A 24,054-nucleotide genomic window follows, 5' to 3' on the forward strand; every position below is an offset into this window, starting at 1 on the left:
GGATGACAGACGATTTTGCGGGTCCGCTCTAAAAGTCAAACAGCCCGCGGCGGGGCTTTTCTTCCGATTTACGCTCTTTGCGGGGCTTCTCCTTGTCCTTCTCCCGGTCTTTGCCGCTGCCGAACAAGCCGTTGAACAGGCCGGTTTTCTTCTCCTTAATCAGCACGTAGCGCACCGAAAAGGCAGCGGGAAAACGCGCCCAGTCGGCGGAGTTTATTTCCACGGTCGGCTTTATATCAAATGACAGCACGAAGGGAAAAAACGCGGTTTTGTACTCCACGCCGGCCAGCGCGTCGAAACCGCCGAATGCGCCGTCGTCCTTGTGGTTGCCCACGTGCGCCCCGGCTCCGAGGTAGTAGTTGAGGCTGGGGCCGAGAATGCCGAAATGGCGCTCGGCCAGCACAGTGCCGCTCACCTCGCGCGGCGACACCAGCGCCAAGCCCTCTAGCGTGGTTTTCTCGAATATCTTCTGCTGCACGGTGAGGCCGTAGTTGTCTTTGCCCAGCCGCAGGCCCACGGCGGTGCGGTATTTCTGGGCTTGGGCAGCCGGCGCGGACACCAGAGCAGCGAGCAAAAGCAGTACAGGGCCGGCAAGGCGGGCGGAGCGGAACGTCATAATATTGTGCGGAATACGGAAAACCTGGACGACAGTGCGCCGTTTGAACGCGCGGCGGCCCCTGCAAAGTACGGGCCGGGCTGCCATACGTCCCGCTGGTATTCGGCAACCCCGTACCTTGCGTCCGCATTTTTTCTGCCCCTCTCAGCCCTGTTTCCACCCGTGTATATCCATCAGGTAGCGGCCTATCTGCCCGCCCAAATTGTTACCAACGAGCACTTCACCCGGCTCAACGGCCTCTCGCACAAATGGATAATGGAACGCACCGGCATTCATGAGCGGCGCAAGGCCGGGCCGGGCGAAAACACCAACACCATGGCGCTGGAGGCCACCCGCCGGGCGCTGGCGCAGGCTCCGCTATTCGCCAAAGAAAGCATCGACCTGATTGTGGGGGCCACCTACACGCCCCACGACACAATTTATACCGTGGCCCACGCCGTGCAGCGCGACCTGGACGTGGCCGATATTCCGGTGGTCAGCGTGTCGTCGGCGTGCTCGTCGCTGCTGAATGCCATTGAGATTGTGGAGGGCTATTTTGCCATGGGCAAGGCCAGCCGGGCGCTGGTGGTGGTGAGTGAGCACAACACGGCCTACTACAACGAAGACGACACCGTGGCGGGCCACCTCTGGGGCGACGGCGCGGCGGCCTTGCTCATCAGCAAGGAGCGCCTCGCCCCCACCGATCTGCGCATGGTAGACCTGATAACGGCCGGCGCGGCCAGCGTGGGCAAAGCCGATACGGCCGTGACGCTGAAGCCCGTGGAGCGCGGCATCATCATGCCCCACGGCAAGGACGTGTTCATTCACGCCTGCCAGTACATGGCCCGTGTAACGCGCGACATCCTGGACCGCAACCAGCTAGCGGTAAACGATTTGAACTGGCTGATTCCACACCAGGCCAACCTGCGCATCACCCGCAACGTGCTCGAAAATCTGGGCCTGCCCGACGAACGCGCCGTCTCCAACATCGAGTACCTCGGCAACACGGGCTGCGCCGGCGCCGCCATTGCCCTCGCCGACCACCGCCCCCAGATCAAACCCGGTGAGCGGATAATTATCACGGTTTTCGGCGGCGGGTATTCTTATGGAGCTATGCTGCTGAAAGCGTAGTTTGTTTATAGTCAGTTATTTATAATGGCCTGTCATCCTGAGCTTGCGAAGGACCTTATGAGAGGGGAACGACAAGCTGTGTAGTGATTCGTTCTACCGTCATAAGGTCCTTCGCTTCGCTCAGGATGACAGACGATTTTTGTTCAAATCACTATATACCAACAAGTTGCTGCCGCATTTCTTCGCTCATAGTCCGCAGCTTGCGGGTGTTGTAGTCGAAGAGCAGCAGGCCGGTTTTGGCCCTGGCTATTTCCTTGCCGGCCTGGTTTTTCACCCAATACACCACGTCGAAGCCGTATCTGTGCGCGTCGGTGGCGGCCAGCTGAATGTGCAGCACGTCGCCGTGGAAGGCCTCGCCTTTGTACTCGATGCCGACATCGGCCATAATAATACCCAGGCGCGTTTCGGGGTCAACTTCCCGCTGGCCGAGGTGCTGCAAAAACTGCACGCGGGCCTCGTGCAGCAGACTGAGCAGGGCATCGTTGCCGAGGTGGCCGCCGTAATTCAGATCGGTGATGCGGACGGGCAGCGCTACCGTGTGCGGGAAGTAGCTGGGTAACAGAATTTTTAGGCGGGCCATGCGGCAGATATGTTTACTTGTTCGTTACGCCTCGTATCTTAACGATTCGCTTCGGAAGGACCTCCCACCTACAACCGAAAACCAGCCGCTATGATTGAAGTAGAAGTTCGCACGACCGGCGACGGTTCGAGCACGCTGTATGTGCCGGCCCTCGATGAGCACTACCACTCCATGCACGGCGCGGTGCAGGAAGCGCAGCACGTCTATCTGCAGGCCGGGCTGGAGCCTCAGCTCAGCGTGAGCAACAGTCCACTGTGGGTGCTGGAAGTCGGCTTTGGTACCGGCCTGAACGCCCTGCTCACCCTGCAGCGCAGCCTCAGCGCCGCGCAGCCCATTTTCTACGACACCATCGAGAAAAACCCGCTTTCGGCCGCCGTTATCGGCCAGCTGGGGGCCGAGCGCTACATCCTGAACCCCGAGCTGCTCGACTACCAGCAGCAGCTGCACGCGGCGGCGTGGTCGGTGCCGGTGGCGCTTACCACGCGGTTCGCCCTCCATAAGATACCCGGCGCGCTACAGGAAACCTCGCTCTGCGAACAAACCTACGACGTTATCTATTTCGACGCCTTCGCCCCCGAAAAGCAGCCGGATATGTGGACGGATGCGGTGTTTGCCCAGCTCTACGAGGCCGCGGCTCCCGGCGGCGTGCTGGTTAGCTACTGTGCCAAGGGCAGCTTCCGCCGCAGCCTAAAAGCTGCCGGCTGGCAGGTAGAAAAGCTGGCCGGGCCGGCGGGCAAGCGCGAGATGACGCGGGCGCGGAAGTAATAAAGCTTCTCATTATAAAATCAGGCTTGTTTGCAGCAGTTCTCATCCCAAGGCACTTCAGCAGAATTACAGATCCTGTCCGGGCATCTGCTATTCATTGACCCGCTGTATCTGGATACCATCAAAGATGAATACGGCCAGCTACAATTTGATTCGCTGAAAGAGTCCGTCGATTTCGTTCAGATGCTCGAGGAAAGATTCTTTCCCTATGGCGGGGCGAACCTGCTGGGATATAAGTACACCGACCAAAGGCCAATGTTTGCGTTGGCTGTACAAAGAATCCAGTTCTTCGACCACGACGATGAAGAGCAGGAACGTCTTTCTATTGATAAAACCATTACCACTTTCGGGACTGATTCGGGCTCATTGCTCATTCTTGACATAAGAAATTTTGAAGCTTTATTGGATACCGTTACAGGAGAGGATTTAAGCGATGCCGAAGATGACTTCCAGCCTTACGCTGACAGAATAAATCAGCTTATCGGCAACAAAGGCTGGGCCTACATCAGATGCCCGGGCGTTGACAGCGGGTTCGACTTTATAGGTAGCGGATCATACCATATTGCCGACTAAGGCATTGCTCAGCTTCTCCCCTTTCTGCGTAAGTTGGGCCTGAACTATGAGCAGGAAGCTACTGGAAACTGAAGGCCCGAAATGGGTGGCGCAGGGCATCATCACGGCGGAGCAGCAGCAGCGGCTGACGGCGCTGTACCCCGAGGAAGGGCGCGTGGTGGGGCTGTTGCCGCTGCTGGGCAGCCTGCTGGTGGGCCTTAGTGCGCTGAGCCTGATTGCCGCCAACTGGCAGGGCCTGCCGGAGCTGGTGCGCCTGCTGCTGCTGCTCGGCTCGATGGGCGGAGCCTACGCCGCCGGCGAATACTTCCTGCGCCGCGGCGCCAATGACTCCCTCGGCATTGGCCTGGTGGGGCTGGGGCTGATTCTGTTCGGGGCCGGCATCGTGCTGACCAGCCAGATGTACCAACTCATCGGCTACGACGTGACCGGGCTGCTGGCCTGGGCGGCGGCGGGTGCGGCCCTCACATTTCTGTATCAGAGCCGCTTTCTGTTTGCCCTTACGGTCTGCATCGGCGGCATCGTGCAGGGCTACAGCACCGGGCAACTCAGCGGCTTCAGCTACTTCACGGCGGCCCTCACGGTGGGCGGGCTGGGCTGGTACTGGTGGCGGCGGCCCGATGCTGTGCTGGGCGGCGTACTGGCCAGCGGCATTCTGTGGCAGGCGGGCCTGCTGATCAGCTTTCTGCACGCCAAAATCACCTGGTTTTTCATCCCGGCCATGCTGGTGTATGCCGCCGGCGACTGGCAGCCCGACCGGCCCGCCGGCCGCGCTTTGCAGGCCCCGCCGCTCGTGGCAGCTTTCCTGTTCACCTTCGGCCTGGCCCTGTATGGCGAAACCGATACCTACGCCGGTCTGCTGCGCCCCCCGCTGCTGGCCTACCTGAGCGCCCTGCTGGCCGTGCTGGCCCTCTCAGCCGCCGGCAAACGGGCACGGGGCCGCCTGGGCAGCCTCACCGACTGGCTGCTGCTGCTGCCGGGCTTCTACCTGCCCAGCGGCCTGGCACTGGCCGTGGCTACGCTGGTGGTGCTGTATGCCTACTCGGGCGCTGTGCTGTGGCGGGCGCAGCAGGAGCACAACCCCGACCGTATCACGCTGGGCATCACACTGTTTATCCTCACCACGATGGCCGCCTATTTCAAGCTGACGTGGGCCTTTATGGATAAGTCGCTGTTTTTCCTGTGCGGCGGGGCCTTGCTGCTGGGACTGAGCTGGTACTTAAGGCGGGCGGCGGCTAGGGCTTTGCCCCCCAAATCGGAATAAGCGGCTATGGCTACTCCTCTGCCCCTCGCCCGCCGCCATCGGCTCGTGCTGCTCGCCGTGGCGGTGCAGGCCCTCTTTATTATCGGCGTAGCAGCAGCTGGCTACGCCACTACGGCGTGGGGCCGCACCATCACGCTGCGCACCGCCCCCGTCGATCCGCGCGACCTGCTCTACGGTGACTACGTGCGCCTGCACTACACCATTAGTCAGCTGCCCCGCCGGCTGTGGCGCGAAACCAACCGCGAAGCCCGCCCCAATGAGCCGGTGTATGTGGTGCTGCAGCCCGCCCACGGTGCCTACGAAGCCCTCGGCGTGTATGCCAGCAAGCCAGCCATCGAGCCCCGCCAAGCCGTGCTGCGCGGCTGGATTACGAATAGCTGGCGGCACGGCCTGCGCATCCGCTACGGACTGGAGCGCTACTACGTCCCCGAAGGCGAGGGCCGGAAGCTGGAAAAGCGGCCGGTGCTGCTGGTGAAAGTCAGCATCGCGCCGTGGGGTCAGGCCCGGATTACGGCGGTAAATGCGCTGGCGAAGTAAGGCCTACACGTCGTCAAATCGCCACACCCGCTCCGGCGTGAGGCAGGCGTGCAGGCACACATCGCCCGCCCAGGCATCCGTTATTCGGAAAACCGGCGGCTCTAGGCTCACGCCGATGCGCAGGGCATCGGGACGACATTCGGACAGAAAACGGTCGTAGAAGCCTTTGCCGTAGCCCACGCGGTGTCCCTGCTCATCGAAGGCCAGCAGCGGAACCAGCACAGCATCGAAGGCGGCGGGAGCTATTTCTGGCGCGTCTATGGGCTCCGAAATTCCCCAACGGTTCGTGACCAGCTTCGTGTCGGGCGTGAGGCGGAAGTGGCGAAGCGTGCGGCCATCGGGCTGCACCACGGGCACGGCCAACTGCACTGGCAGCAGCTGCCGCCATATTTCCCGAACCATCTCCCAGGTATCAGGCTCGTGCTGCTGCGCAATGGGCAGAAACACATGCAGCCACCGCCACTGTGCCACCGGAAAATCCCCCATTAGCTGCTCGCGGAGCGCCACGCTGCGCCGGGCTACCTCATCAGCCAGCAGGGCACGGCGGCGCGCCAGCATCTGAGGGCGCAATTCGGCTTTGGTCAAGGATTGCTGCGCTGCTGGCTTCTGACTATCAGGCATTTTATTCCAACACAATAAGATAGAGCCCACACGATGCGCCCCGTAGTCGAGGTTGCAAAAAAGCCGCGTAGCGGCGACAGGTTTGTAGTATCAATGTCCCAATGAACGAAAAAGCCGCATAGCGGTGACAGAATCGTTCGGGCATTTCTGTCACCGCTACGCGGCTTTGTATTGCTTCATTCGTAATTCTCTACAAACCTACCGCCGCGCTGCGGCTATCGTATGACTTGTAACAGGAATAGAAGTTCGAAATCATCACATCAAAAAATCAGCACATCAGCACATTAAAACCTACTCTTCCAGCACCGTAAACTCCAGCGCCAGCGGCTCGAAGGCATCTACCAATTGCCGCAGAAAATCCGGGTTGTTAATCAGAATGCTGAGCACGCTGTCGGAGCGCTCCTGTAGCTCGCCGCTGGGGAAGAGTTTGTCTTTGAGGGCCGTGAGCTGGGAATAGACGGTTTCGTGCTTGGCTTCGGCGGCTTTGCTGAGGCGCTTTTCCAGCCCGGCCACGCCGCCGGCCACCTTCTGCTGCTCGGCCGCCACGGTCTTCACCAGCGTCGGGTCGAGGCGCTGGGCGAGATCCGCAATTTCCTTAAAGGCCGCCGCCAGCGCCTGTTGCTGGGCCGCCAGGCTGATTTCCTCCTGACCCAGCGTGGCACCCACCTGCTTTTTCAGCTCGGCCAGCGGCTTGAAAATATCGGTTGGCGTGAGACCTAGCTTGCGCAGCTTGCCCGCGTTGGCCTTGCCCAGATACAGCGCCGAATTGCGCAGCAGCACCATCGGAAATGGCACGCCATACGTGTCGAATACCGCCTTCAGCTGAAACCAGTACGCCACCTCCGCCCCGCCGCCGATATAGCACAGGTTGGGCAGCAGCAACTCCTGATACACGGGCCGCAGCACCACATTGGGGCTAAACTGCTCGGGGTGCTGCCGGGCCAGCGCCAGCAATTCGTCTTGGGTGTGGCAATGATTGGTGTTACGGATGGTCACCTGCACGCAGTCGGCTTCCGCGTCCAGCTCCAGCCGCTCACGCTTGCCGGCATCAGTCAAGAAAAACAGATTCAGCGGCCGCGAATACACCTGCGGCTTATAGCCGATGGCTTCGAGGCGGGCGTTGGTGGCCTGCACGGCTTGGTTGGAAGCATGCTCGGTTATTTCGCGCTCCAGCACCGGCACCAGCGCCTGCTTCAGCACCGGATGGTCGGCATCAAGGCTCACCAGACCGAACTCGCCAAACAGGCTGTGCGTGAGGCGCTGCGTGGCCTCAGCCAGCGTAGCCGAAGCGCGGTACGCCTCCTGAAAAGCGGCCGGCACCTCGGCCGGCAAGTGGTCGAGCACCTGCGCGGCCAGCCCATCCAGCTTCAGCCGGCCCACCGGCCCGCCGGTTTCAGCGGCCTCCCAGGCGTAGCGCTTATTGAAGAGGTTGAAGTGGTTGATTTCGGCGAAGTCGTGGTCTTCCGTGGCCATCCAGTACACGGGCACGAAGTCGTATTGTGGATACTTTGCTTTCAACTGCCGACAAAGCTTCACCGCCGAGGCAATCTTATACACGAAATACAGGGGCCCGGTAAACAGGTTGAGCTGGTGCCCGGTCACGACGGTAAACGTGGTGTCCTGCGCCAGCAGGTCGATATTGGCTTGCACCAGCGGGTTCACGTCGCTGAGCCGGGCGTACTGCTCGCGCAACGCCGCTACCAGCCGCTGCCGCGCCTCGGGCGTGTAAGCGGCTTTCTTCTCTTCTATCTGGGCCTCAAACTCTGCCAACGCCGGGAAGCGGTGATAAAACGGGCTCAGCTCGGGACGACGCGCTACGTAGTCGGACAGGAAAGGCGAAAAAGCGCCAGTAGCGGCGTAGCTCAGGTGGTGCAGGGGCATAGAAGAGGGAAAAATCGGGCGGGCTTGGGCACAAATAACAGCATACGGCCCAAATGACTGCCTGAACAGGTAGCGCAGTTGAAAGTTAGCCGCCGCCCAAAAAAACGCGGCCAGCCTCCTAAAGAAAGCCGGGCGCGCTGTTTACAAAATCCGAAAAATCCGCGAATCCGTGGTTCAGATTACTTCACCAATACGCCATACAGATCAAAGTCCGAAGCATCGGTAATCTGCACGGTGGCGAAGCCGCCGAGGCGGACGTGCGTATCGGGGGTGGCGGGCACCAGCACCTCGTTGTCCACCTCCGGCGAGTCGTATTCGGTGCGGCCCACGAAGTAGCCGCTTTCCTTGCGGTCGAAGAGCACTTTGTAGGTCTGGCCCACTTTCTCTTCGTTCAGCTCCATCGAAATGCCCTGCTGCAGCTCCATAATGCGGTCGGCCCGCTCCTGCTTCAGCTCGGCCGGCACGTCGTCGGGCAGCGAGTAGGAATGCGTGCTTTCCTCGTGCGAATACGTGAAAATACCCAGTCGCTCGAAGCGGGTTTTCTCCACGAAGTCGTACAGTTCGTCGAAATCCTGTTCCGTCTCGCCGGGGTGGCCGGCAATGAGCGTGGTTCGCAGGGCAATATCCGGCACGCGCTGCCGGATGGTATCCACCAGCTCGATGGTGCGGCGCTTCGAGATGCCGCGGCGCATGGTTTTCAGCATGTTATCCGAAATATGCTGCAGTGGCATATCCAGGTAGTGGCAAATGTTGGGGCGCTCCACCATCACGTCCAGCGCATCCATCGGGAACTGCGAAGGATAGGCATATTGCATTCGGATCCAGTCGATGCCGTTCACGTCGGATAGGTTGCGGAGCAGGTCGGCCAGCTTCCGCTCGCCGTAATGCTGCAGGCCGTAGTAGGTCAGGTCCTGGGCAATGAGAATCAACTCCTTTGTGCCCATGGCCGCCAGGCGCTTGGCTTCCTTTACCAAGTCCTCAATGGGCCGGTCCACGTGCTTGCCGCGCATCAGCGGGATGGCGCAGAACGAGCAGGGCCGGTTGCAGCCCTCGGCAATCTTGAAGTAGGCGAAATGCTTGGGCGTGGTCAGAATCCGCTCACCTACCAGCTCATGCATGTAGTTCGCCTCCAGCGTCTTGAGCAGCTGCGGCATCTCCAGCGTGCCGAAAAACGCGTCTACCTGCGGAATCTCCGTTTCCAGATCGTCCTTGTAGCGCTGCGAGAGGCACCCGGTCACATAGAGCTTCTCCAAACGGCCCGCATCCTTCTCCTCCGCGTAGCGCAGAATGGTGTCGATGCTTTCCTGCTTGGCGTTGTCAATAAAGCCGCAGGTATTGATAATCACGATGTTGGCATCCGACTTATCGGCCTCATGGGTCACATCGAAACTGTTGGCCTTGAGCTGGCCCATCAGCACCTCCGAATCAACCAGATTTTTGGAGCACCCTAGGGTGATGACGTTTACTTTGTTGGCCTGCTGGCTTCTTACTTTCAAAACGTACTGCGTTTTATGATTTGATTTAGAGCAACTTAAAAGCCAAAAGACTATAACTAAGTTCCCCTCCTTTTTTCAAGGAGGGGTACCCGAAGGGCGGGGTGGTTGCTAGAGCTAGAATATCGTTGAACTGTAACTAGAGCTAGTCACCGTTCAACGATTGAACCACCCCCAACCCCTCCTTAAAAAAGGAGGGGAGCTAGTTTTCTAGCTTAGACTCTTTATTTCTTGAACAGCGAGTTAACAAACGTGTGCCGGTCAAACAGCTGCAGATCCGTCATCTTCTCCCCCACCCCAATATAGCGCACCGGAATGCTGAACTGATCGGAAATACCAATGACCACGCCGCCCTTGGCCGTGCCGTCGAGCTTGGTGACGGCCAGCGCCGTAACCTCGGTGGCTTTGGTAAATTCCTTAGCCTGCAGAAAAGCATTCTGCCCGGTGCTGCCATCCAGCACCAGCAATACCTCGTGCGGCGCATCGGGAATCACCTTCTGCATCACGCGCTTGATTTTGCTTAGCTCGTTCATCAGGTTCACCTTGTTGTGCAGGCGGCCGGCCGTGTCGATGATGACCACATCGGCCCCCATTTCTACGCCTTTTTGCACAGCATCGTAGGCCACGGAAGCCGGGTCGGTGTTCATGCCGTGCGAAATGACCGGCACCCCCACGCGCTGCCCCCAGATGATAAGCTGATCGACGGCAGCGGCCCGGAACGTATCGGCGGCACCGAGTACGACCTTCTTGCCGGCCGAGTGGAAGCGGTGCGCCAGCTTGCCGATAGTGGTGGTTTTGCCCACGCCATTCACACCCACCACCATTATCACGAAGGGCTGGCCGGGGCTGTCGGCGCGGTCCAGGATGGCGCGGGAGCCGGTGGCGCCGCTGTTGGCGTCGAGCAGCTCGGCAATTTCCTCGCGCAGAATGCGGTCCAGATCCGAGGTGCTCACGTACTTGTCGCGGGCCACGCGCTTCTCAATCCGGTCAATGACTTTTACGGTCGTGTCGATGCCCACGTCGGCGTGCACCAGCAGCGTTTCCAGGTCGTCGAGCACGGCTTCGTCCACGGTGGACTTGCCCACCACGGCCTTGCTGAGCTGGTCGAAAAAGCTGGTTTTGGACTTCTCCAGCCCCTTATCCAGCGATTCCTGCTGTTCCTTGCTCTCTTTATCCTTCTTGAAAAAGTCGAAAAGTCCCATCTGGGGTCTTGGGGTCTTAGGGTCTTGGGAACTTGGTTGAACAGGCTGCTCAGCCCCAATCCGGCATAAGCCGGGTAATCAGTTGGCAAGTTAGGGTTCTGCCAGGCAAAGTCGCCACCGACAAAAAATCCAAGACCCCAAGACCCTAAGACCCTAAGACCCCAAAAACCCTAACACGCAAAAAAGTCCCACGCTGGCGGGACTTCTTCACTTGATTCGGTACGCCACCAGGGGCGCGGAACTACTTCGTGCCCGAAGCAATGAATTCCTGCACTTTATCAACGGGTACCATTTCCTCGCGGAACGTGTAGGCACCGGTTTTAGGCGACTTTACAGCACGGATGACCTTTGCCCAGTCTTTGCCGCCTGCTACTTTCAGGGTTGCTACTACTTTCTTAGCCATCGTTCAGTTACTTAATTTCCTTGTGAACGGTCATTTTGCGCAACACCGCGTTGAATTTCTTCAACTCAATACGCTCAGGCGTGTTTTTGCGGTTCTTGGTGGTAATGTAGCGCGAGGTGCCCGGCTGACCCGAGTTTTTGTGCTCGGTGCACTCGAGGATTACCTGCACCCGGTTTCCTTTCTTAGCCATCTCGACTTGGGGGTTTTTGGATTAAGGACTGCAAAGGTACAAGGGTTTTCGGAATCGCCAAACGGTCAGCACAATGAAGCGGGAAGTTTTCTATTTCCTCGCTCTTTTCACGCCCGCCAAACGGCAGCATTTGCGCTACGCTCAAATGAGCACGCGCCGAAAACACCTGCGTCGCTCAGCCCAGTGGCCCACCGACTGCTATGAGCCGGCCGCCAGAACCGCAGCGACAAAATAACAACGGAGCCAGCTCGCGGCCTTGCAGCCACTGCTCGCTCCGTTGCCGGAAAATTTCTGCAGACTGCCGGAGGGCGGCCCGCCGGAAAGCTAGTAAACGATGAAGCCCTGCTCCTTGGCCTTCTTCAAGACGGCCATGATGCCGTTCTTGTTGATGGTGCGGATGGTGCTGGTGGCTACTTTCAGGGTAACCCAGGCATCTTCCTCAGGAATGTAGAAGCGCTTCTTCTGCAGGTTCGGGTAGAACTTACGCTTCGTCTTGTTGTTGGCGTGCGAAACGTTGTTGCCTACGCGGGTACGCTTGCCGGTCAGATCACAAACTCGGGCCATGATATCGGGGGACTTAGAGGTTTCAATGCAAAAAGGGACGCAAATATCGGCATAACTCCGGTAAAACCAAACCGGGGGGCTGAAAAATAAGCGGTTAGCCCTGCTTGGGCCGGGCCGGCTTCGGGGAGCCGGCTTTGCCAAAACCCCACGGGCAGTGCCGGCAGCCGCTTTTACAGCAGCTGCCCCGCCGCAGATGATACTGCTCCGTGAATACCATAAAGCCTTCGGGCGTGAGGTAAAAGTCGCCCGGCTGAAGTGTTTGCGGTTTGGCAGCCATACGGCCGCAAGGTACGCAGAGTGCCCGATTTGGCGGCCGGAAGCCGGCCAGCACGCCTGATTCGGGCTGTTTTGGCTACTAAAAACCGAATTCCCTTTTATTGGTAACTTAGCTGCCCCGGCGCGGCTTTGCGCCCGTCGGGGCCCCGGTATGCTCCTTCGTCCGTTGTTGTGCGCTTTTTCCTTGCTGAGCCTTGCCACTACGGTCCTGGCCCAGCAGCCCGACCGGCCGGTGGCCGTGGTAGTGCCCGCCGCTGGCCGCCCGGCTAGCCCGGCCCAGTCCATGCAGGAGTTTGACCAATTGATAGCGGAGCCGGTGCGGGAGGCCCGACGCACGCTGGCCGAAGCCCAGCGGCGCTATCAGGCAGGCCTGCGACCCGGCGAAACCTTCTACCTGACCACCCGCGTGCAGGACCCCGACGGCACCTTTGAGCAGGTGTTTGTGCTGGTGCGGCAGTGGGAAGGCCCCTACGTGCAGGGCACCATTGCCAATGCGCTGGAAGCCGTGAAAACCTACGCGGCCGGCCAGGAAATTGAGTTTACGACCAGCGCCGTGCTCGACTGGACGCTGGTGAGGGCCAACGGCGCCGAGGAGGGCAACTACGTGGGCAAGTTCCTGGATATTCAGCGCCGCCTCGACGCGCTGGACCGCTGAGTGGTGGGCCACCGCTCCGCGCAACGGCGAAACGCCGACGGCTGGTCTGGGCCGGCCATTTTTGCGTATTTTTGAAGGAATTAAACCTATTTTCTGGTCTAAACCTGCTCCTTCCCCATGCACGCCACTCCCACCCATCCTGCCGAAACCGCCAGCCGCAGCCAGGAGCTGATGGCCCTCGAAGACCGCTACGGTGCCCACAACTACCACCCGCTGCCCGTGGTGCTGAGCCGGGGCGAAGGCGTGCATCTGTGGGATGTGGAAGGCCGACGCTACTACGATTTCCTCTCAGCCTACTCGGCTGTGAACCAGGGCCATTGTCACCCACGCATCATTGGGGCTATGGTGGAGCAGGCGCAGAAGCTTACCCTTACCAGCCGCGCGTTTTTCAACGACCAGCTCGGAGCCGCGGAGAAGCAGCTGTGCGAGCTGTTCAACTACGACAAGGCCCTGCTGATGAACTCGGGGGCCGAAGCGGTGGAAACGGCCCTGAAGCTGGCCCGCAAGTGGGGCTACCAGGAGAAAGGCATTGCCCCTAATCAGGCCCGGATATTGGTGGCCGAGCACAACTTCCACGGCCGCACCACGGGCATTATCTCCTTCAGCACCGACGGCGACAGCACCGGCGGTTTCGGCCCCTACATGCCGGGTTATCAAGTGGTTCCTTATGACGACCTGGAAGCGCTGGCCGAGGCGCTGCAGGACCCGCACGTCTGCGCTTTCCTGGTGGAGCCCATTCAGGGCGAAGCCGGCGTGATGGTGCCCTCCGAGGGCTATCTGGCCAAGGCCTTTGCACTGTGCAGAGAGCATAAGGTGCTGTTTATTGCCGATGAGATTCAGACCGGGCTGGGCCGCACCGGTGAGCTGCTGGCCACCTGCTACGAGGGCGTGCACGCCGACATTCTGGTGCTGGGCAAGGCCCTAAGCGGCGGCGTGCTGCCGGTATCGGCGGTGCTGGCGCGCGATGAGGTGATGCTGACCATTCAGCCCGGCCAGCACGGCTCTACTTTCGGCGGCAACCCGCTGGCCTGCGCCGTGCTGCGGGCCGCGCTGGACGTACTGCACGACGAGCACCTGATCAGCAATGCGCGCATTTTGGGCGAGGTATTCCGGGAGCGGATGCGCCGGGTGATGGCAAAACGCCCCGAAGTAGTGGAGCTGGTGCGCGGCAAAGGTCTGCTGAATGCCGTAGTGATACGGCCCGCCGAAGATGGCCGCACGGCCTGGGACGTGTGCGTGACGCTGATGGAGCGCGGCCTGCTGGCCAAGCCCACGCACGGCGACATCATCCGCTTTGCCCCGCCGCTGGTGATTACGGAGGAGCAGATGCACGAGGCCTGCGACATCATTGAGCAGGTAATACTAGAGTTTTAAGCGCCGCTGCCGACGCACAAAAAAGCGGACCTTCTGCCAAGCAGAGGGTCCGCTTTTTTGTGGAAGCCAAATAGCCGACAAAGGTCGAGGCGGAGGCGCTAGTAGCTTCCGGCTCCCAAAACCAGTGCTGACCGGGGAAATATTCCCGTTGGTGGGGTGAAGCGGAAACTTAATCGAACATAGGAAAGGTTAGAGGGCCAGACAATGTAATTTTACAGCATCACATCCTCGATCCTACCGCCATGCGCGCCCTCATTGCTTTATTTTTTGGCATTATTCTGATAACCACCGGCTGTCAGACGGGGCGCTCGGCTTTACATGGCCAGGGCTTGCGGCCGATGGCCGGCACCCGGGTTTCGGCAGATACCACGGTGGTATTGCTGCACGATTCGCAGGGCCCACAAGCCACCCGCGTGACGATGACGACCACCGAAGCGGCTTCGTTCAGCCAAGAATAGCGGCTGGCATTGCCTACGCCGGAACAAGAACGCTGGTGCTTTTCCGTTTTTTCTGGCCGCGTGCTGCCTCTTGCCGGGCGGGCGCGGCTTTCTTATGCGGATGAAAAGCTGATTTCCCTGCCCGGCAAAGGCGACTTACTTTTGGGCATGAATCCATTGCTGCGCTGCCTACTGCCGGCCGCTTTCCTGCTCACTACCGGCTGCCGGAGCGGAAAAGTGGCCTTTGAGTTTGCCCCACCCCCGCCCGCGCCCACCGAAATAGCGGGCCACCCCAAGCCGACGGCCGCTCCACCAGCCCTGGCTGCGCCAGCCACTGTGCCGGCAGCGGTAGCCGTTGCGTCGGCTCCCGCACCGCGCCCCAGCGCCGCCCCCACCCCATACTTCGGCTACCGCCACTCGGCCCTACTGCATCGGCGTGAGGCGGCGGCACGCGCACCTTCCCGCCGCACCCCGCCCCCTGACGACAGCACGGAGCACAAAACCCGGCATCTGGTGCTGGGTGGTCTGCTGGTAGTCGGCGGCGTAGTGGGCGGCATTCTGCTGGGCGGCTGGCTGGGACTGGGCGTAGGCGCGGCCGTGGTACTGGCCGGCTACTACTTTCTGGGGCTGGCCTTTGGCGGCAAGCACGGCTGGCGGGAGGTGTTTCAGGAGTTCTTCAACCTGTAGGCAGCGCGGAAGTGCTTTCCCACGATTGTTTTCGGCCGCTTTCCCAGCGGAAGTGCCTTGATGTAATTGTTTTCAGGCACTTCCGCTGGGAAAGGGGGCAAAAACAATTACATCGAGGCACTTCCGTTGGGAAAGAGGGCTGCCGTAATTGTTTTTGCATTCTTTCCCAACGGAAGTGCCTGGCCACACTTGCGGGGACGCCCTTCCGCAAGTGTGGCGGCCTAACTTGCCCCAGGCCCGGATTGAGTCTCGTCCTTCGCAACCTTACCTTTGCCCGCGCTGTTCTTCCTCATCTTCTCATCTGAAAACGCCCTATGCCCCAGCTCCCCACGCACCGCCCGCGCCGCAACCGTAAGTCCCAGGTTATCCGCGACATGGTGCAGGAAACCCGCCTCACCACCCACGATTTTATCTTCCCGCTTTTCCTTATCGAAGGCCAGAACCAGCAGGTAGAAGTGAAGTCTATGCCGGGCATTTTTCGGTTTTCGGCCGACCGGATCATTGATGAAATCGGGCAGTGCGTGGAGCTGGGCATTCATACGTTCGCGCCGTTTCCGAGCATCAATGACAACCTGAAGGATCGTTTGGCGCGCGAGTCGGCCAACGCGGAGGGGCTGTACCTGAAGACGGTGGCTGATATCAAGCGGCAGTTTCCGGACGTAGTGCTGATGACTGACGTGGCCATGGACCCTTACTCCAGCGACGGCCACGATGGGGTGGTGGATGCCGAATCGGGCGAAATCCTCAACGATGCCACGCTGGAAGTGCTGGGCCAGATGGCCCTGGCCCAGGCCCGCGCCGGTGCCGACATCATCGGCCCTTCGGATATGATGGATGGCCGCGTGGCCTGGATCCGGGACGTGCTCGACAGCAACGCCTTTGGCCACGTGAGCATCATGAGCTACACGGCCAAGTATGCCTCCGCCTTCTACGGCCCCTTCCGCGACGCGCTGGATTCGGCCCCCAAGAAGGGCGATAAGAAAAGCTACCAGATGAACCCCGCCAACCGCCGCGAAGCCCTGCGCGAGCTGGCCCTCGACGAGGCCGAAGGGGCCGATATGGTGATGGTGAAACCCGCCCTGAGCTACCTCGACGTGATTCTGGATGTGAAAAACCACACCAACCTACCCGTAACGGCCTACAACGTATCGGGCGAGTACGCTATGGTGAAGGCCGCCGCCCAGCAGGGCTGGCTCGATGGCGAAAAAACCATGATGGAAGTCCTGACCAGCATCAAGCGGGCTGGGGCCGATGCTATTCTGACCTATTTCGCCAAGGAAGCCGCCGCGGTGCTGCGCCGGGGCTAAAATCGTTTCCTAGCCGTAACTTCAGGAACGCGCTCCGGCGCGTTCTTTTTTTGCCCGCATCATTACAGTTTTGCGCTATGCTAATCCGCCTTGCCACCGCCGCCGACCTGCCCGCCATTATGGCCCTCATTCGAAAAGTAGTGCCGCTGATGCAGGCCGGCGGCAATTTTCAGTGGGAAGGTGACTACCCGAACGAGGAAGTATTTCGGCAGGACATTGCCCGCAACCACCTCTGGGTGGCCGAGCTGGCGGGGCAGGTGGCCGCCGTAGCCGCCCTCACCTACAACGACCAGGACCCTGAATATGTCCAGGCCGACTGGGATGCCACCGAGCCGGCCCTCGTCACGCACCGCCTGGCCGTAGACCCGGCAGCCCAGGGTCACGGGCTGGCGGCGGCACTACTCCGGCACGCCGAAACCCTAGCCGCCCGGCACAGCCTGCAGGTGCTGCGCGTGGATACCAATTCCGAGAACACGGCTACGCAACTGCTTTTTCCGAAGCTGGGCTACCGCTTCGCGGGCGAAATCACGCTAGGGTTTCGGCCGGGGCTGCGGTTTTTCTGCTATGAGAAGCGGCTTGGTTAGTCGGTAAGCTGGAAGGCTTGCAACTCCTGCAGCTCCTTTAGAATCTGGCGTTCCCAGGCTTCCTGGGCCTGTTCGATGGTGCCATAGGCCGTTTCCTCGGTGTACTTAACCTGCCGCTGCTGGTCTTCTTTGAGGAGTTGCGCGCTTAGCTCCTGCAGATCGGGCTTGCCTACCATAATAATTTTCCAGGCATTGGCCCGCCCCTGCTGGCGAAGTCGGCGCGCGTATATTTCCTGGATATCGAAGAGCGTTTGCTGGTAGCGGAGGCTGCGCGACACTTCGCTTACTTCCGTGGTGTCGAGCCAGGAGGCGGAACGAAACATATTGTTGTGCACCACAGCATTCCCGCGCTTACCCAGCAAATCGTACGCATTGCCTTCCATACCAAACTGAAAAACGGCGCTACTGCCGCGCATATTGGTATTGGCTCGCAGCGCTAAGCGAAAATCAGCAGCAGTAAGGCGTCGGGTGGCGCTCCAGGGCAGGTAGTCGGCGGTAGCAGCGGCCGTGAGCTGCGCCTGAGCGGGAAGAGTGACCAGGGCGAGCAGAAGGAACAATAGAAGGCGCAGCATAGGGGCTGATTGAGGCTAATCGAGTGGTATAAAAATACACTTCAGCCCCCGAACGGCCACCGCCCCAGCCGGCGGCTCCAGAGCAAAAACACGATGACGCCCGTGCTAATCACCGTGAGGCCCGAGAGCATGAAGGCGGGGCCAGTGCTCCAGAAAATGAGCAGCCACACCGCCACGGCCACCACCACGGGCAGCGGATACAGCGGCATCCGGAAGGGCAAGTGGGCCTTGCCCTCACGGCGGCGCAGCAGCACCAGCCCCACGGCCTGCCCCACAAACTGCACCAGAATGCGCATGGCCAGAATGGCCGTGATGACCTCGCCGATCCGGAACAGCAGGCTGAACACGAAGCCCAGGCCGCCCAGAATCAGCAGCGAAACGTGGGGGAAGTGCTTGGTGGGGTGGGTTTTGGCGAAGAGCGGCAGAAACTCGCCGTCGGCGGCGGCGGCGTAGGGGATGCGCGAGTAGCCCAGCAGCACCGCAAACAACGAGGCAAACGCCACCCACAGCACCAGCGCCGTGGCCCACTGCGCCGCCACCGCCCCGTACAGCCGTTCCACGAAGGTGCTGACGATGAACTCGGAATGCTGGGCCTCCTGCCACGGAATGACTGTGCCCACGCTCCAGTTCAGCAGCAGATACAGACCCGCAATGCCCAGAATGCTCAGGAAAATGCTGCGCGGAATCACGCGCTGCGGGTTTTTTATCTCGCCGCCCAGGTGGCACACGTTGTAGTAGCCCAGGTAGCTATACACCGTTTTCACGGCGGCCTGCCCCATGGCCGCCGACAGCAGCAGGCCCGGCAGCGCCCCGAAGCCACCCGTCGGCAGCCACGCCACGGTGTGCGTACTATGCGTGAGCCCGCCGAAAATCAGCCAGGCCATGAGACCCAGCACGCCCACCCACAGCAGCACACCCAGCCGGCCAATGTCTTCGATGCGGCGGTAGAGCAGCCCGATGAGCGCCAGCACCACCACCCCCGATACCAGCTTGGGCTGCCACCACGCCGTGAAAGGCACGAGGTAGCCGAAATACTGCGCGAAGCCGATGGCCCCCGAGGCCACCACCAGCGGCGCCTGCACCAGCGTCTGCCACACGTACAGGAACGACATCAGCCGGCCCCACTTCTGCTCGCCGTAGGCCAGCTTCAGGAAGCGGTAGCTACCGCCGGCCTCGGGGTGAGCCGCGCCCAGCTCGCTCCAGATCATGCCATCGACCACGGCCAGGCCTGCGCCTACCAGCCAGGCCAGCAGAAAGTACGGCCCCATCATGCCCATCACCAGCGGCAGCGTTACGAACGGGCCGATGCCGACCATGTCAATCATGTTCAGGGCGGTGGCCTGCAGCAGGCCCAGGCGGCGACGGAGCGGGGCGGCGGCAGTGGTAGCGGTAGAGGTGTCGGTCATAGGGGCGTAAAAGTCGGATAAAAGCGGATTGTTCACACCCAGTATTTAACCCCGGCCAACTACCCTGCGTAGGGTAGCCACCAACTTCTTCCTATGGCCAACCCCAACGCTTCCCAATCCGCGCTTTATGGCGGCATTGCTGCCAACGTAGGCATTGCCGTCAGCAAATTCGTGGCGGCCTACTTCACCGGCTCCTCGGCCATGCTTTCCGAGGGTATTCACTCGCTGGTAGACAGCGGCAATGGCGTGCTGCTGCTGTTCGGCATCCGCCAGAGCCAGAAGCCCGCCGACCGCCGCCACCCCTTCGGGCGCAGCAAGGAGCAGTATTTCTGGGGACTGATTGTGGCCGTGCTGATTTTCGCCATCGGCGGCGGCATGTCGTTCTACGAGGGCATCAAGCATATTTCCGACCCCGAGCCCCTCACCGATCCGCTCTGGAACTATGTGGTGCTGGGCGTGGCCATCCTGTTTGAGGGCTGGGCCTGCTGGCTGGCCGTGAAGGCCCTGACGCAGAGCGCGGCCAGCGGCCAGAGCTTTGTGCAGCAACTGCGCACCAGCAAAGACCCGGCGGTATTTGCCTCGGTGCTCGAAAACCTGGCCGCTTTGTTTGGACTGGTTATCGCGCTGCTGGGCGTGTACCTGGGCCACGCCCTGAACAATCCGTACTTCGACGGCGGCGCTTCCGTGGCTATCGGGCTGCTGCTGATGCTGGTAGCCGTGTTTCTGGTGGGCCGCACCCGCAGCCTGCTGGTGGGCACCGGGGTTGATGATGCTACCATCGACAGCGTGATGACCCTGGTGGCGCGGCAGCCCGGCGTGGAGCAAACCCGCCCGCCCCTGACCATGTACCTGGGCCCTGCCGACGTAGTGCTGGCTCTCGACGTAGATTTTCATGACCACCTTTCGGCCGTGGAGCTGGAAATGGCCGTGTCGGCTATCCAGGAGGCGCTGCGCATCGCCCACCCCGAGTTTAAGCGCATCTTCATTGAGGCCAAAAGCCTGACCGGGAAAGAGCAGGATCCGATGCGGCCCACGGCGCAGATAACGCCGCAGATTTAGCCGCCCGGCCAGCCGGACTCAACCTCCGGGCCGGTTTGATGGTACACAGGGGGGTAGCCAAGCTTCGGATGGGGCGGGCTGCCGCCCTTTTTTGTTCGCCAATCACCGCTTTTATGTCTTTTTTGCCGGATGCCACCAATCCGTTCCGCTCCTTCTGGATGGGCGGCTACGAATGCACCGACCAGCTCAACGCCTTCGGCCACCGCGTCGATTTTCTGCCCCTCACCGGCCATTTGCAGCGGCTTGACGAAGATTACCAGGCTCTGGCACCGTTCCAAATTCGTACCGTGCGCGAGGGAATCCGCTGGAGCCAGGTGGAAAAAGTGCCGTACCAATACGACTGGAGCACCGTGCAGACGCTGCTCGACGCGGGCCGCCGCCACGGCATTCAGCAGGTCTGGGACCTGTGCCACTTTGGCTACCCCGACGACCTGACGCCGCTGCATCCCATGTTTGCCCGGCGCTTTGCCCACTTGTGCCGGGCCTTCGTCAGTTTTTACCGGCAGCAGCGCCCCGATGAGGTGCTTATCGTGACGCCCATCAACGAAGTGAGCTTTATGAGCTGGCTGGGCGGCGATGTGCGCGGCACCTCGCCCTATTGCGTGGGGCAGGGCTGGGAGGTGAAGCGCGGGCTGATGCGGGCCTACATTGAAGGCGTGGCCGCCCTGCGCGAGGCCGACCCCGGCATCCGCATTCTTACCACTGAGCCGCTGATCCATATCGTGCCCAACCACGGAGCCACCCGCACCCAGCGCGAGCGGGCCCGCGAATTTGACCGCAACCAGTTTCAGGCCGTGGATATGCTGGCCGGCCGCCTCTGTCCCGAGCTGGGCGGCCGCGAAGAATACCTGGATCTGCTGGGCTTCAACTACTACTACGACAACCAGTGGCAGCAGGAGCCGCGCGAAACGCTGCGCTGGGCCAATGAGGACCATGACCCGCGCTTTCGCCCGCTCAGCTTCCTGCTCGCCCGCGCCTGGCAGCGCTACCAGCGCCCCGTGGTGCTCACCGAAACCAGCCACCCCGGCATCGACCGGCCACTCTGGATGCAAATGATCGGGCGGGAGTGCGCTGCCGCATTGCGGGCAGGGGTGCCGCTGCTCGGGGCCTGCCTCTACCCCATCATCGACCGGCCCGACTGGGACCACCTCGACCAGTGGCACCGCGCCGGCCTCTGGGATGCTGATTTTCAGGATGATGCCCCGCCGGGCCGGGTGCTGTATCAGCCGTATGCCGAGGCGCTGCGCGAAGCCCAGGACGTAGTGCGGGCGGCAGTGCCGGATTCGGCAGGCTTACCAGCGCATTCCCTACTTTAGCCCCATGCCCCAACCCACCGCCACCGATACCCTTGCGCTGCTGCGCCACTTTGAGCGCTCCTTCGCCGATGCTACCCTGAGCGTGGCCGAAGCTCAGGATCTGCGCCGCCGGCTGGCGGCCCACGGCCTGCGGGGCACGGCGCTCGAACAGCTGCGCCACCAGCTGTTTGCTCTGGCGCGGGAGCGGTTCAACTCATTTCAGGATAAGGCCGCCATTGAGTGGCTGGAAGCGGCCAGCACGCTGCTGCTCCCCACCGACTTGCCAGCGGCCGCAAGCCCCGTGGCAGTACGCAGCGAAGTGTTTTTCAGCCCCGGCACGGCGTGTGTAGATGCCATCCGAAACCTCATCGGGCAGGCGGCGCACCGACTTGAGGTGTGCGTATTCACCATTTCGGACGACCGGATTACGGCCGCGCTGCTGGCTGCTCATCGCCGGGGCGTAGCCGTGCGCCTGCTCACCGACAATGATAAGCTACTCGACAAAGGCTCCGATATTCGGGAGCTGCAAGCCGGCGGCCTACCGGTGCGCATCGACCGCACGGCCAACCACATGCACCACAAATTTGCCGTGGCCGATAATCGCCGCGTGCTTACCGGCAGCTACAACTGGACCCGCTCGGCTGCGCTCTACAACCTGGAAAACCTGCTAATAACCGACGACCGGGCCGTGGTGCGCCGCTACACGGAAGAGTTTGAGCGGCTGTGGGCTGAGATGGCCCAGTTCGACCCCGCTTGATACTGCGCGAGTCGTGGAAAGTATCTTCTGCGGCAGCAAATCCTAACCAACCCAAGTTGCAACGTATCGAATAAAAGCCCCAGCGGGGCGACATGAATCGTTGAACGAAGTGTCGCCCCGCTGGGGCTTTGGTGCTATTTGCGACTAGTTTCGCTACCGATATTTCGCCCCGCTGGGGCTACTGGGGCATGCTTCGCAACTTGGATAAACGACTTCCGCCCCGGCAAGGCGACAACGGATAAACCGTTGGTCGCGCGGCCGGGGCGGAAGCTGTTTGGGGCGAAAGCAGGGCTACTTGGCGGGTTCCTGCACGGCAGGTATCTCCGCCGTGGGCCGCCGAATGCTCAAGGACTGCTTGGTAGTGGTGGCCCCCACGGTCAGGTTCAGGTTGTAGTCGCCGGCGGGCAGGCCGGTAAAGTCGAGCGTCTGGTGGTGCGCCCCGGAGGTCTGCCGCCGGTAGTCCGATACTTTCACGGCAATGCCGCGCTGATCGTACAGCACCCAGCCCAGCGGCATATCTTCCTTCAACTGATACGCCATCTGCAGCACGCCGGTGCTCGGGTTTGGGTACACGCTCATCTTGTTGGCTCCAATGGCGGGCACGTTGCCCATATCGGCCATCAGCGGCGGCAGCTTTTCCACTACGGGCGTGAGCTTCCAGAGCTGGTTGTCCTTGCCCGAATAGCGCCACTGCTGCAGGCCGCCATCGGTAGAGTCCTTGTAGGTGAGGCCTTTGCGGCTGTGCTTGGCTATCACTTTCACGTAGCCGTCGCCCGCATCCTCAATCTGCCAGATCTGGTTGTTGCCACTGTAATAGGGCCACAGATCGAGCGGGGCCCCGTTGGAAGTGGAGCTGCCCAGCACTTCGAGCACTTTATTGCCGCCGGGCACCATCAGGCGGAAGTTGCCGCTGCCGGCATTCTCCAGCCGCCACTGGGCCGCCACTTTCGGGCCGGTCTGCTGCTGGCCGGGAATGCGGCCGGTGCGGCTTTCGTCCATCACTTCCAGCGCTTTGCCGCTGGAGCGCACCGTGAGCGTATAAACGCCCGGTGTAACTACCACGGGCTCAGCGGGTGCGGGCTTGGGCGCGGGCGCGGGTTTGGCAACCGGCTCAGGCTTCACGCGGGCTGCCTTTTTGGCTGCCGGGGCCGCTACCGCTACAGCCGGAGCCGGGGCTGCCGGGGCCGCTTTGGGTGCTGGTGCCGGTGCGGGCTTAGGCGTGGCAGCCGCTTTGGCTACCGGCGTGCTGGTCACTACCGGGTCGGGGGTCATGGGCGAGCCGACGGGGTAGAGGTGCTCGGAAGGGATAATCTGGGCGCTCTGGCCCGGCGGAATCCATTGCAGCTCCACGCGGGCATCGCCTTCCTCGTCGTAGTATTCCAGCTTGATGGTGGTTTTTTCGCCGGCGGCCAGGTTCACGCTGCCGCCTACGTTGTTGCCGCCGCCGTTGCCGTTCCAGGTGTCAATCACCTTTTTGCCGTTCACCCACAGGCGCAGGCCGTCATTCGACAGAATGGAGAAGCTGTAGCGCCCCGTGGTAGGGGCCGAAAGCAGGCCTTCCCAGCGGGCCGAAAAGTTGTCGGTGGGCAGGCCGGGAGCCGGCGAGCCCAGTCCCCACTGGAAGTCCACGGTCGAGTCGAGGCGCTTGAGCGTGGGGGCACCGGCCAGGCTGCCATTGCTGAAGTAGACGGCCGTGAGGCCCGTGCCCGCGCCCTGCGCTACGGCCGCCGTCCGGCGACCAGCGGGGCCGGAAGCGGCCGAAACGGAAGGTCCCGCCAGCATTCCGCCGGCCAGGCTTAGCCCAAGTACAGAGCTGAGTAGAAGGTGTCGCACGGTATAAAAAAGAGTT

At 61.3% G+C, this 24,054-nt stretch carries 27 protein-coding genes; 14 read left to right on the forward strand and 13 right to left on the reverse strand.

Features of this window, described 5'->3' with window-relative positions:
- Positions 1–28: 28 nt before the first annotated feature.
- Positions 29–616, reverse strand: coding sequence for a hypothetical protein (locus BUB62_RS01275; RefSeq protein WP_073105176.1), 588 nt, complete (start codon positions 614–616; stop codon positions 29–31).
- Positions 617–778: 162 nt separating this feature from the next.
- Between BUB62_RS01275 and BUB62_RS01280 the strand changes: the two genes are divergently transcribed.
- Positions 779–1,726 carry a 3-oxoacyl-ACP synthase III family protein gene (locus BUB62_RS01280; protein ID WP_073105178.1) on the forward strand — a complete coding sequence of 316 codons (948 nt, stop codon included), beginning with the start codon at positions 779–781 and terminating at the stop codon, positions 1,724–1,726.
- A 151-nt stretch (positions 1,727–1,877) separates the two neighbouring features.
- On the opposite strand, the gene BUB62_RS01285 is transcribed toward BUB62_RS01280, so the two are convergent.
- Positions 1,878–2,306, reverse strand: coding sequence for a thioesterase family protein (locus tag BUB62_RS01285; protein WP_073105179.1), 429 nt, complete (start codon positions 2,304–2,306; stop codon positions 1,878–1,880).
- A gap of 90 nt (positions 2,307–2,396) precedes the next feature.
- Here BUB62_RS01285 and mnmD point away from each other — a divergent pair, with 90 nt between their 5' ends.
- Genes mnmD through BUB62_RS01305 form a run of 4 tightly spaced genes read left to right on the forward strand, consistent with a single transcriptional unit; the run spans position 2,397 to position 5,442 of the window.
- The gene (gene mnmD, locus BUB62_RS01290) at positions 2,397–3,071 is read left to right on the forward strand and encodes a tRNA (5-methylaminomethyl-2-thiouridine)(34)-methyltransferase MnmC2 (RefSeq protein WP_073105182.1); all 675 of its coding nucleotides are present in this window, start codon (positions 2,397–2,399) and stop codon (positions 3,069–3,071) included.
- Between the two features lie 30 nt (positions 3,072–3,101).
- Positions 3,102–3,644, forward strand: coding sequence for a hypothetical protein (locus BUB62_RS01295; protein ID WP_073105184.1), 543 nt, complete (start codon positions 3,102–3,104; stop codon positions 3,642–3,644).
- 46 nt (positions 3,645–3,690) lie between these two features.
- Complete coding sequence (locus tag BUB62_RS01300; protein WP_073105187.1) at positions 3,691–4,905, forward strand: DUF2157 domain-containing protein; 1,215 nt, start codon at positions 3,691–3,693, stop codon at positions 4,903–4,905.
- Between the two features lie 6 nt (positions 4,906–4,911).
- On the forward strand, positions 4,912–5,442 hold the full coding sequence (locus tag BUB62_RS01305) for a GDYXXLXY domain-containing protein (RefSeq protein WP_073105188.1): 531 nt from the start codon (positions 4,912–4,914) through the stop codon (positions 5,440–5,442).
- Positions 5,443–5,445: 3 nt separating this feature from the next.
- Here the strand turns inward: BUB62_RS01305 and BUB62_RS01310 are convergent, their stop codons facing one another.
- The 8 genes from BUB62_RS01310 to BUB62_RS01345 form a co-directional block, all read right to left on the reverse strand.
- On the reverse strand, positions 5,446–6,027 hold the full coding sequence (locus tag BUB62_RS01310) for a 5-formyltetrahydrofolate cyclo-ligase (RefSeq protein WP_073105189.1): 582 nt from the start codon (positions 6,025–6,027) through the stop codon (positions 5,446–5,448).
- A 327-nt stretch (positions 6,028–6,354) separates the two neighbouring features.
- Positions 6,355–7,944: a bacillithiol biosynthesis cysteine-adding enzyme BshC gene (bshC, locus tag BUB62_RS01315; protein ID WP_073105191.1), complete on the reverse strand. Its 1,590-nt coding sequence runs from the start codon at positions 7,942–7,944 to the stop codon at positions 6,355–6,357.
- Between the two features lie 179 nt (positions 7,945–8,123).
- Positions 8,124–9,440 carry a 30S ribosomal protein S12 methylthiotransferase RimO gene (rimO, locus tag BUB62_RS01320; protein WP_073105193.1) on the reverse strand — a complete coding sequence of 439 codons (1,317 nt, stop codon included), beginning with the start codon at positions 9,438–9,440 and terminating at the stop codon, positions 8,124–8,126.
- Positions 9,441–9,661: 221 nt separating this feature from the next.
- A complete protein-coding gene (gene ftsY / locus BUB62_RS01325) occupies positions 9,662–10,639 on the reverse strand; it encodes a signal recognition particle-docking protein FtsY (RefSeq protein WP_073105195.1) in 978 nt (325 codons plus the stop codon).
- A gap of 241 nt (positions 10,640–10,880) precedes the next feature.
- Positions 10,881–11,042: a DUF4295 domain-containing protein gene (locus BUB62_RS01330; protein WP_073105196.1), complete on the reverse strand. Its 162-nt coding sequence runs from the start codon at positions 11,040–11,042 to the stop codon at positions 10,881–10,883.
- A gap of 7 nt (positions 11,043–11,049) precedes the next feature.
- On the reverse strand, positions 11,050–11,232 hold the full coding sequence (gene rpmG, locus BUB62_RS01335) for a 50S ribosomal protein L33 (RefSeq protein WP_073105198.1): 183 nt from the start codon (positions 11,230–11,232) through the stop codon (positions 11,050–11,052).
- Positions 11,233–11,556: 324 nt separating this feature from the next.
- Positions 11,557–11,796: a 50S ribosomal protein L28 gene (gene rpmB / locus BUB62_RS01340; RefSeq protein ID WP_073105200.1), complete on the reverse strand. Its 240-nt coding sequence runs from the start codon at positions 11,794–11,796 to the stop codon at positions 11,557–11,559.
- Between the two features lie 94 nt (positions 11,797–11,890).
- Positions 11,891–12,073: a C1orf53 family protein gene (locus BUB62_RS01345; protein ID WP_073105202.1), complete on the reverse strand. Its 183-nt coding sequence runs from the start codon at positions 12,071–12,073 to the stop codon at positions 11,891–11,893.
- Between the two features lie 150 nt (positions 12,074–12,223).
- Here BUB62_RS01345 and BUB62_RS01350 point away from each other — a divergent pair, with 150 nt between their 5' ends.
- From BUB62_RS01350 to BUB62_RS01375, 6 genes are all read left to right on the forward strand, one after another.
- A complete protein-coding gene (locus tag BUB62_RS01350; RefSeq protein ID WP_084538731.1) occupies positions 12,224–12,727 on the forward strand; it encodes a DUF2314 domain-containing protein in 504 nt (167 codons plus the stop codon).
- Between the two features lie 117 nt (positions 12,728–12,844).
- Entirely contained in the window at positions 12,845–14,101 is a 1,257-nt protein-coding gene (gene rocD / locus BUB62_RS01355; protein WP_073105206.1) for an ornithine--oxo-acid transaminase, read from the forward strand.
- Between the two features lie 242 nt (positions 14,102–14,343).
- Complete coding sequence (locus BUB62_RS01360; RefSeq protein ID WP_073105208.1) at positions 14,344–14,559, forward strand: hypothetical protein; 216 nt, start codon at positions 14,344–14,346, stop codon at positions 14,557–14,559.
- Between the two features lie 60 nt (positions 14,560–14,619).
- Positions 14,620–15,225 carry a hypothetical protein gene (locus tag BUB62_RS01365; RefSeq protein WP_073105210.1) on the forward strand — a complete coding sequence of 202 codons (606 nt, stop codon included), beginning with the start codon at positions 14,620–14,622 and terminating at the stop codon, positions 15,223–15,225.
- Positions 15,226–15,539: 314 nt separating this feature from the next.
- Positions 15,540–16,532, forward strand: coding sequence for a porphobilinogen synthase (gene hemB, locus BUB62_RS01370; protein WP_073105212.1), 993 nt, complete (start codon positions 15,540–15,542; stop codon positions 16,530–16,532).
- 77 nt (positions 16,533–16,609) lie between these two features.
- Positions 16,610–17,116 carry a GNAT family N-acetyltransferase gene (locus BUB62_RS01375; protein ID WP_073105214.1) on the forward strand — a complete coding sequence of 169 codons (507 nt, stop codon included), beginning with the start codon at positions 16,610–16,612 and terminating at the stop codon, positions 17,114–17,116.
- Here the strand turns inward: BUB62_RS01375 and BUB62_RS01380 are convergent.
- Both BUB62_RS01380 and BUB62_RS01385 read right to left on the reverse strand, forming a co-directional pair.
- Positions 17,113–17,688 (reverse strand): hypothetical protein, encoded by a 576-nt coding sequence (locus BUB62_RS01380; protein WP_073105216.1) that lies wholly within the window; start codon positions 17,686–17,688, stop codon positions 17,113–17,115. The two genes, BUB62_RS01375 and BUB62_RS01380, sit on opposite strands and share 4 nt — an antisense overlap.
- A gap of 41 nt (positions 17,689–17,729) precedes the next feature.
- Positions 17,730–19,094: an APC family permease gene (locus BUB62_RS01385; protein ID WP_073105219.1), complete on the reverse strand. Its 1,365-nt coding sequence runs from the start codon at positions 19,092–19,094 to the stop codon at positions 17,730–17,732.
- 93 nt (positions 19,095–19,187) lie between these two features.
- Here BUB62_RS01385 and BUB62_RS01390 point away from each other — a divergent pair, with 93 nt between their 5' ends.
- The 3 genes from BUB62_RS01390 to BUB62_RS01400 all read left to right on the forward strand — a co-directional run bounded on the left by BUB62_RS01390 (position 19,188) and on the right by BUB62_RS01400 (position 22,205).
- On the forward strand, positions 19,188–20,153 hold the full coding sequence (locus tag BUB62_RS01390) for a cation diffusion facilitator family transporter (protein ID WP_073105221.1): 966 nt from the start codon (positions 19,188–19,190) through the stop codon (positions 20,151–20,153).
- 113 nt (positions 20,154–20,266) lie between these two features.
- Positions 20,267–21,469 (forward strand): amine oxidase, encoded by a 1,203-nt coding sequence (locus BUB62_RS01395; protein WP_073105224.1) that lies wholly within the window; start codon positions 20,267–20,269, stop codon positions 21,467–21,469.
- A 4-nt stretch (positions 21,470–21,473) separates the two neighbouring features.
- Positions 21,474–22,205 carry a phospholipase D-like domain-containing protein gene (locus tag BUB62_RS01400; protein ID WP_084538732.1) on the forward strand — a complete coding sequence of 244 codons (732 nt, stop codon included), beginning with the start codon at positions 21,474–21,476 and terminating at the stop codon, positions 22,203–22,205.
- Between the two features lie 291 nt (positions 22,206–22,496).
- Here the strand turns inward: BUB62_RS01400 and BUB62_RS01405 are convergent, their stop codons facing one another.
- Positions 22,497–24,038, reverse strand: coding sequence for a PA14 domain-containing protein (locus BUB62_RS01405; protein WP_143163975.1), 1,542 nt, complete (start codon positions 24,036–24,038; stop codon positions 22,497–22,499).
- Positions 24,039–24,054: the final 16 nt, after the last annotated feature.

This window comes from Hymenobacter daecheongensis DSM 21074 (genome assembly GCF_900141805.1).
GTDB classification, from domain to species: Bacteria; Bacteroidota; Bacteroidia; order Cytophagales; family Hymenobacteraceae; genus Hymenobacter; species Hymenobacter daecheongensis.

Excerpts from the sequence above, each read along its gene's own strand:
- BUB62_RS01360 (WP_073105208.1), top strand. The coding sequence starts at position 14,344 with ATGCGCGCCCTCATTGCTTTATTTTTTGGCATTATTCTGATAACCACC.
- BUB62_RS01350 (WP_084538731.1), top strand. The coding sequence starts at position 12,224 with ATGCTCCTTCGTCCGTTGTTGTGCGCTTTTTCCTTGCTGAGCCTTGCC.
- BUB62_RS01380 (WP_073105216.1), bottom strand. The coding sequence starts at position 17,688 with ATGCTGCGCCTTCTATTGTTCCTTCTGCTCGCCCTGGTCACTCTTCCC.
- BUB62_RS01285 (WP_073105179.1), bottom strand. The coding sequence starts at position 2,306 with ATGGCCCGCCTAAAAATTCTGTTACCCAGCTACTTCCCGCACACGGTA.
- BUB62_RS01275 (WP_073105176.1), bottom strand. The coding sequence starts at position 616 with ATGACGTTCCGCTCCGCCCGCCTTGCCGGCCCTGTACTGCTTTTGCTC.
- BUB62_RS01400 (WP_084538732.1), top strand. The coding sequence starts at position 21,474 with ATGCCCCAACCCACCGCCACCGATACCCTTGCGCTGCTGCGCCACTTT.
- BUB62_RS01345 (WP_073105202.1), bottom strand. The coding sequence starts at position 12,073 with ATGGCTGCCAAACCGCAAACACTTCAGCCGGGCGACTTTTACCTCACG.
- rocD (WP_073105206.1), top strand. The coding sequence starts at position 12,845 with ATGCACGCCACTCCCACCCATCCTGCCGAAACCGCCAGCCGCAGCCAG.
- hemB (WP_073105212.1), top strand. The coding sequence starts at position 15,540 with ATGCCCCAGCTCCCCACGCACCGCCCGCGCCGCAACCGTAAGTCCCAG.
- BUB62_RS01375 (WP_073105214.1), top strand. The coding sequence starts at position 16,610 with ATGCTAATCCGCCTTGCCACCGCCGCCGACCTGCCCGCCATTATGGCC.
- BUB62_RS01395 (WP_073105224.1), top strand. The coding sequence starts at position 20,267 with ATGTCTTTTTTGCCGGATGCCACCAATCCGTTCCGCTCCTTCTGGATG.
- ftsY (WP_073105195.1), bottom strand. The coding sequence starts at position 10,639 with ATGGGACTTTTCGACTTTTTCAAGAAGGATAAAGAGAGCAAGGAACAG.
- BUB62_RS01390 (WP_073105221.1), top strand. The coding sequence starts at position 19,188 with ATGGCCAACCCCAACGCTTCCCAATCCGCGCTTTATGGCGGCATTGCT.
- BUB62_RS01330 (WP_073105196.1), bottom strand. The coding sequence starts at position 11,042 with ATGGCTAAGAAAGTAGTAGCAACCCTGAAAGTAGCAGGCGGCAAAGAC.
- bshC (WP_073105191.1), bottom strand. The coding sequence starts at position 7,944 with ATGCCCCTGCACCACCTGAGCTACGCCGCTACTGGCGCTTTTTCGCCT.
- mnmD (WP_073105182.1), top strand. The coding sequence starts at position 2,397 with ATGATTGAAGTAGAAGTTCGCACGACCGGCGACGGTTCGAGCACGCTG.
- BUB62_RS01300 (WP_073105187.1), top strand. The coding sequence starts at position 3,691 with ATGAGCAGGAAGCTACTGGAAACTGAAGGCCCGAAATGGGTGGCGCAG.
- rpmG (WP_073105198.1), bottom strand. The coding sequence starts at position 11,232 with ATGGCTAAGAAAGGAAACCGGGTGCAGGTAATCCTCGAGTGCACCGAG.
- rpmB (WP_073105200.1), bottom strand. The coding sequence starts at position 11,796 with ATGGCCCGAGTTTGTGATCTGACCGGCAAGCGTACCCGCGTAGGCAAC.
- BUB62_RS01385 (WP_073105219.1), bottom strand. The coding sequence starts at position 19,094 with ATGACCGACACCTCTACCGCTACCACTGCCGCCGCCCCGCTCCGTCGC.
- BUB62_RS01305 (WP_073105188.1), top strand. The coding sequence starts at position 4,912 with ATGGCTACTCCTCTGCCCCTCGCCCGCCGCCATCGGCTCGTGCTGCTC.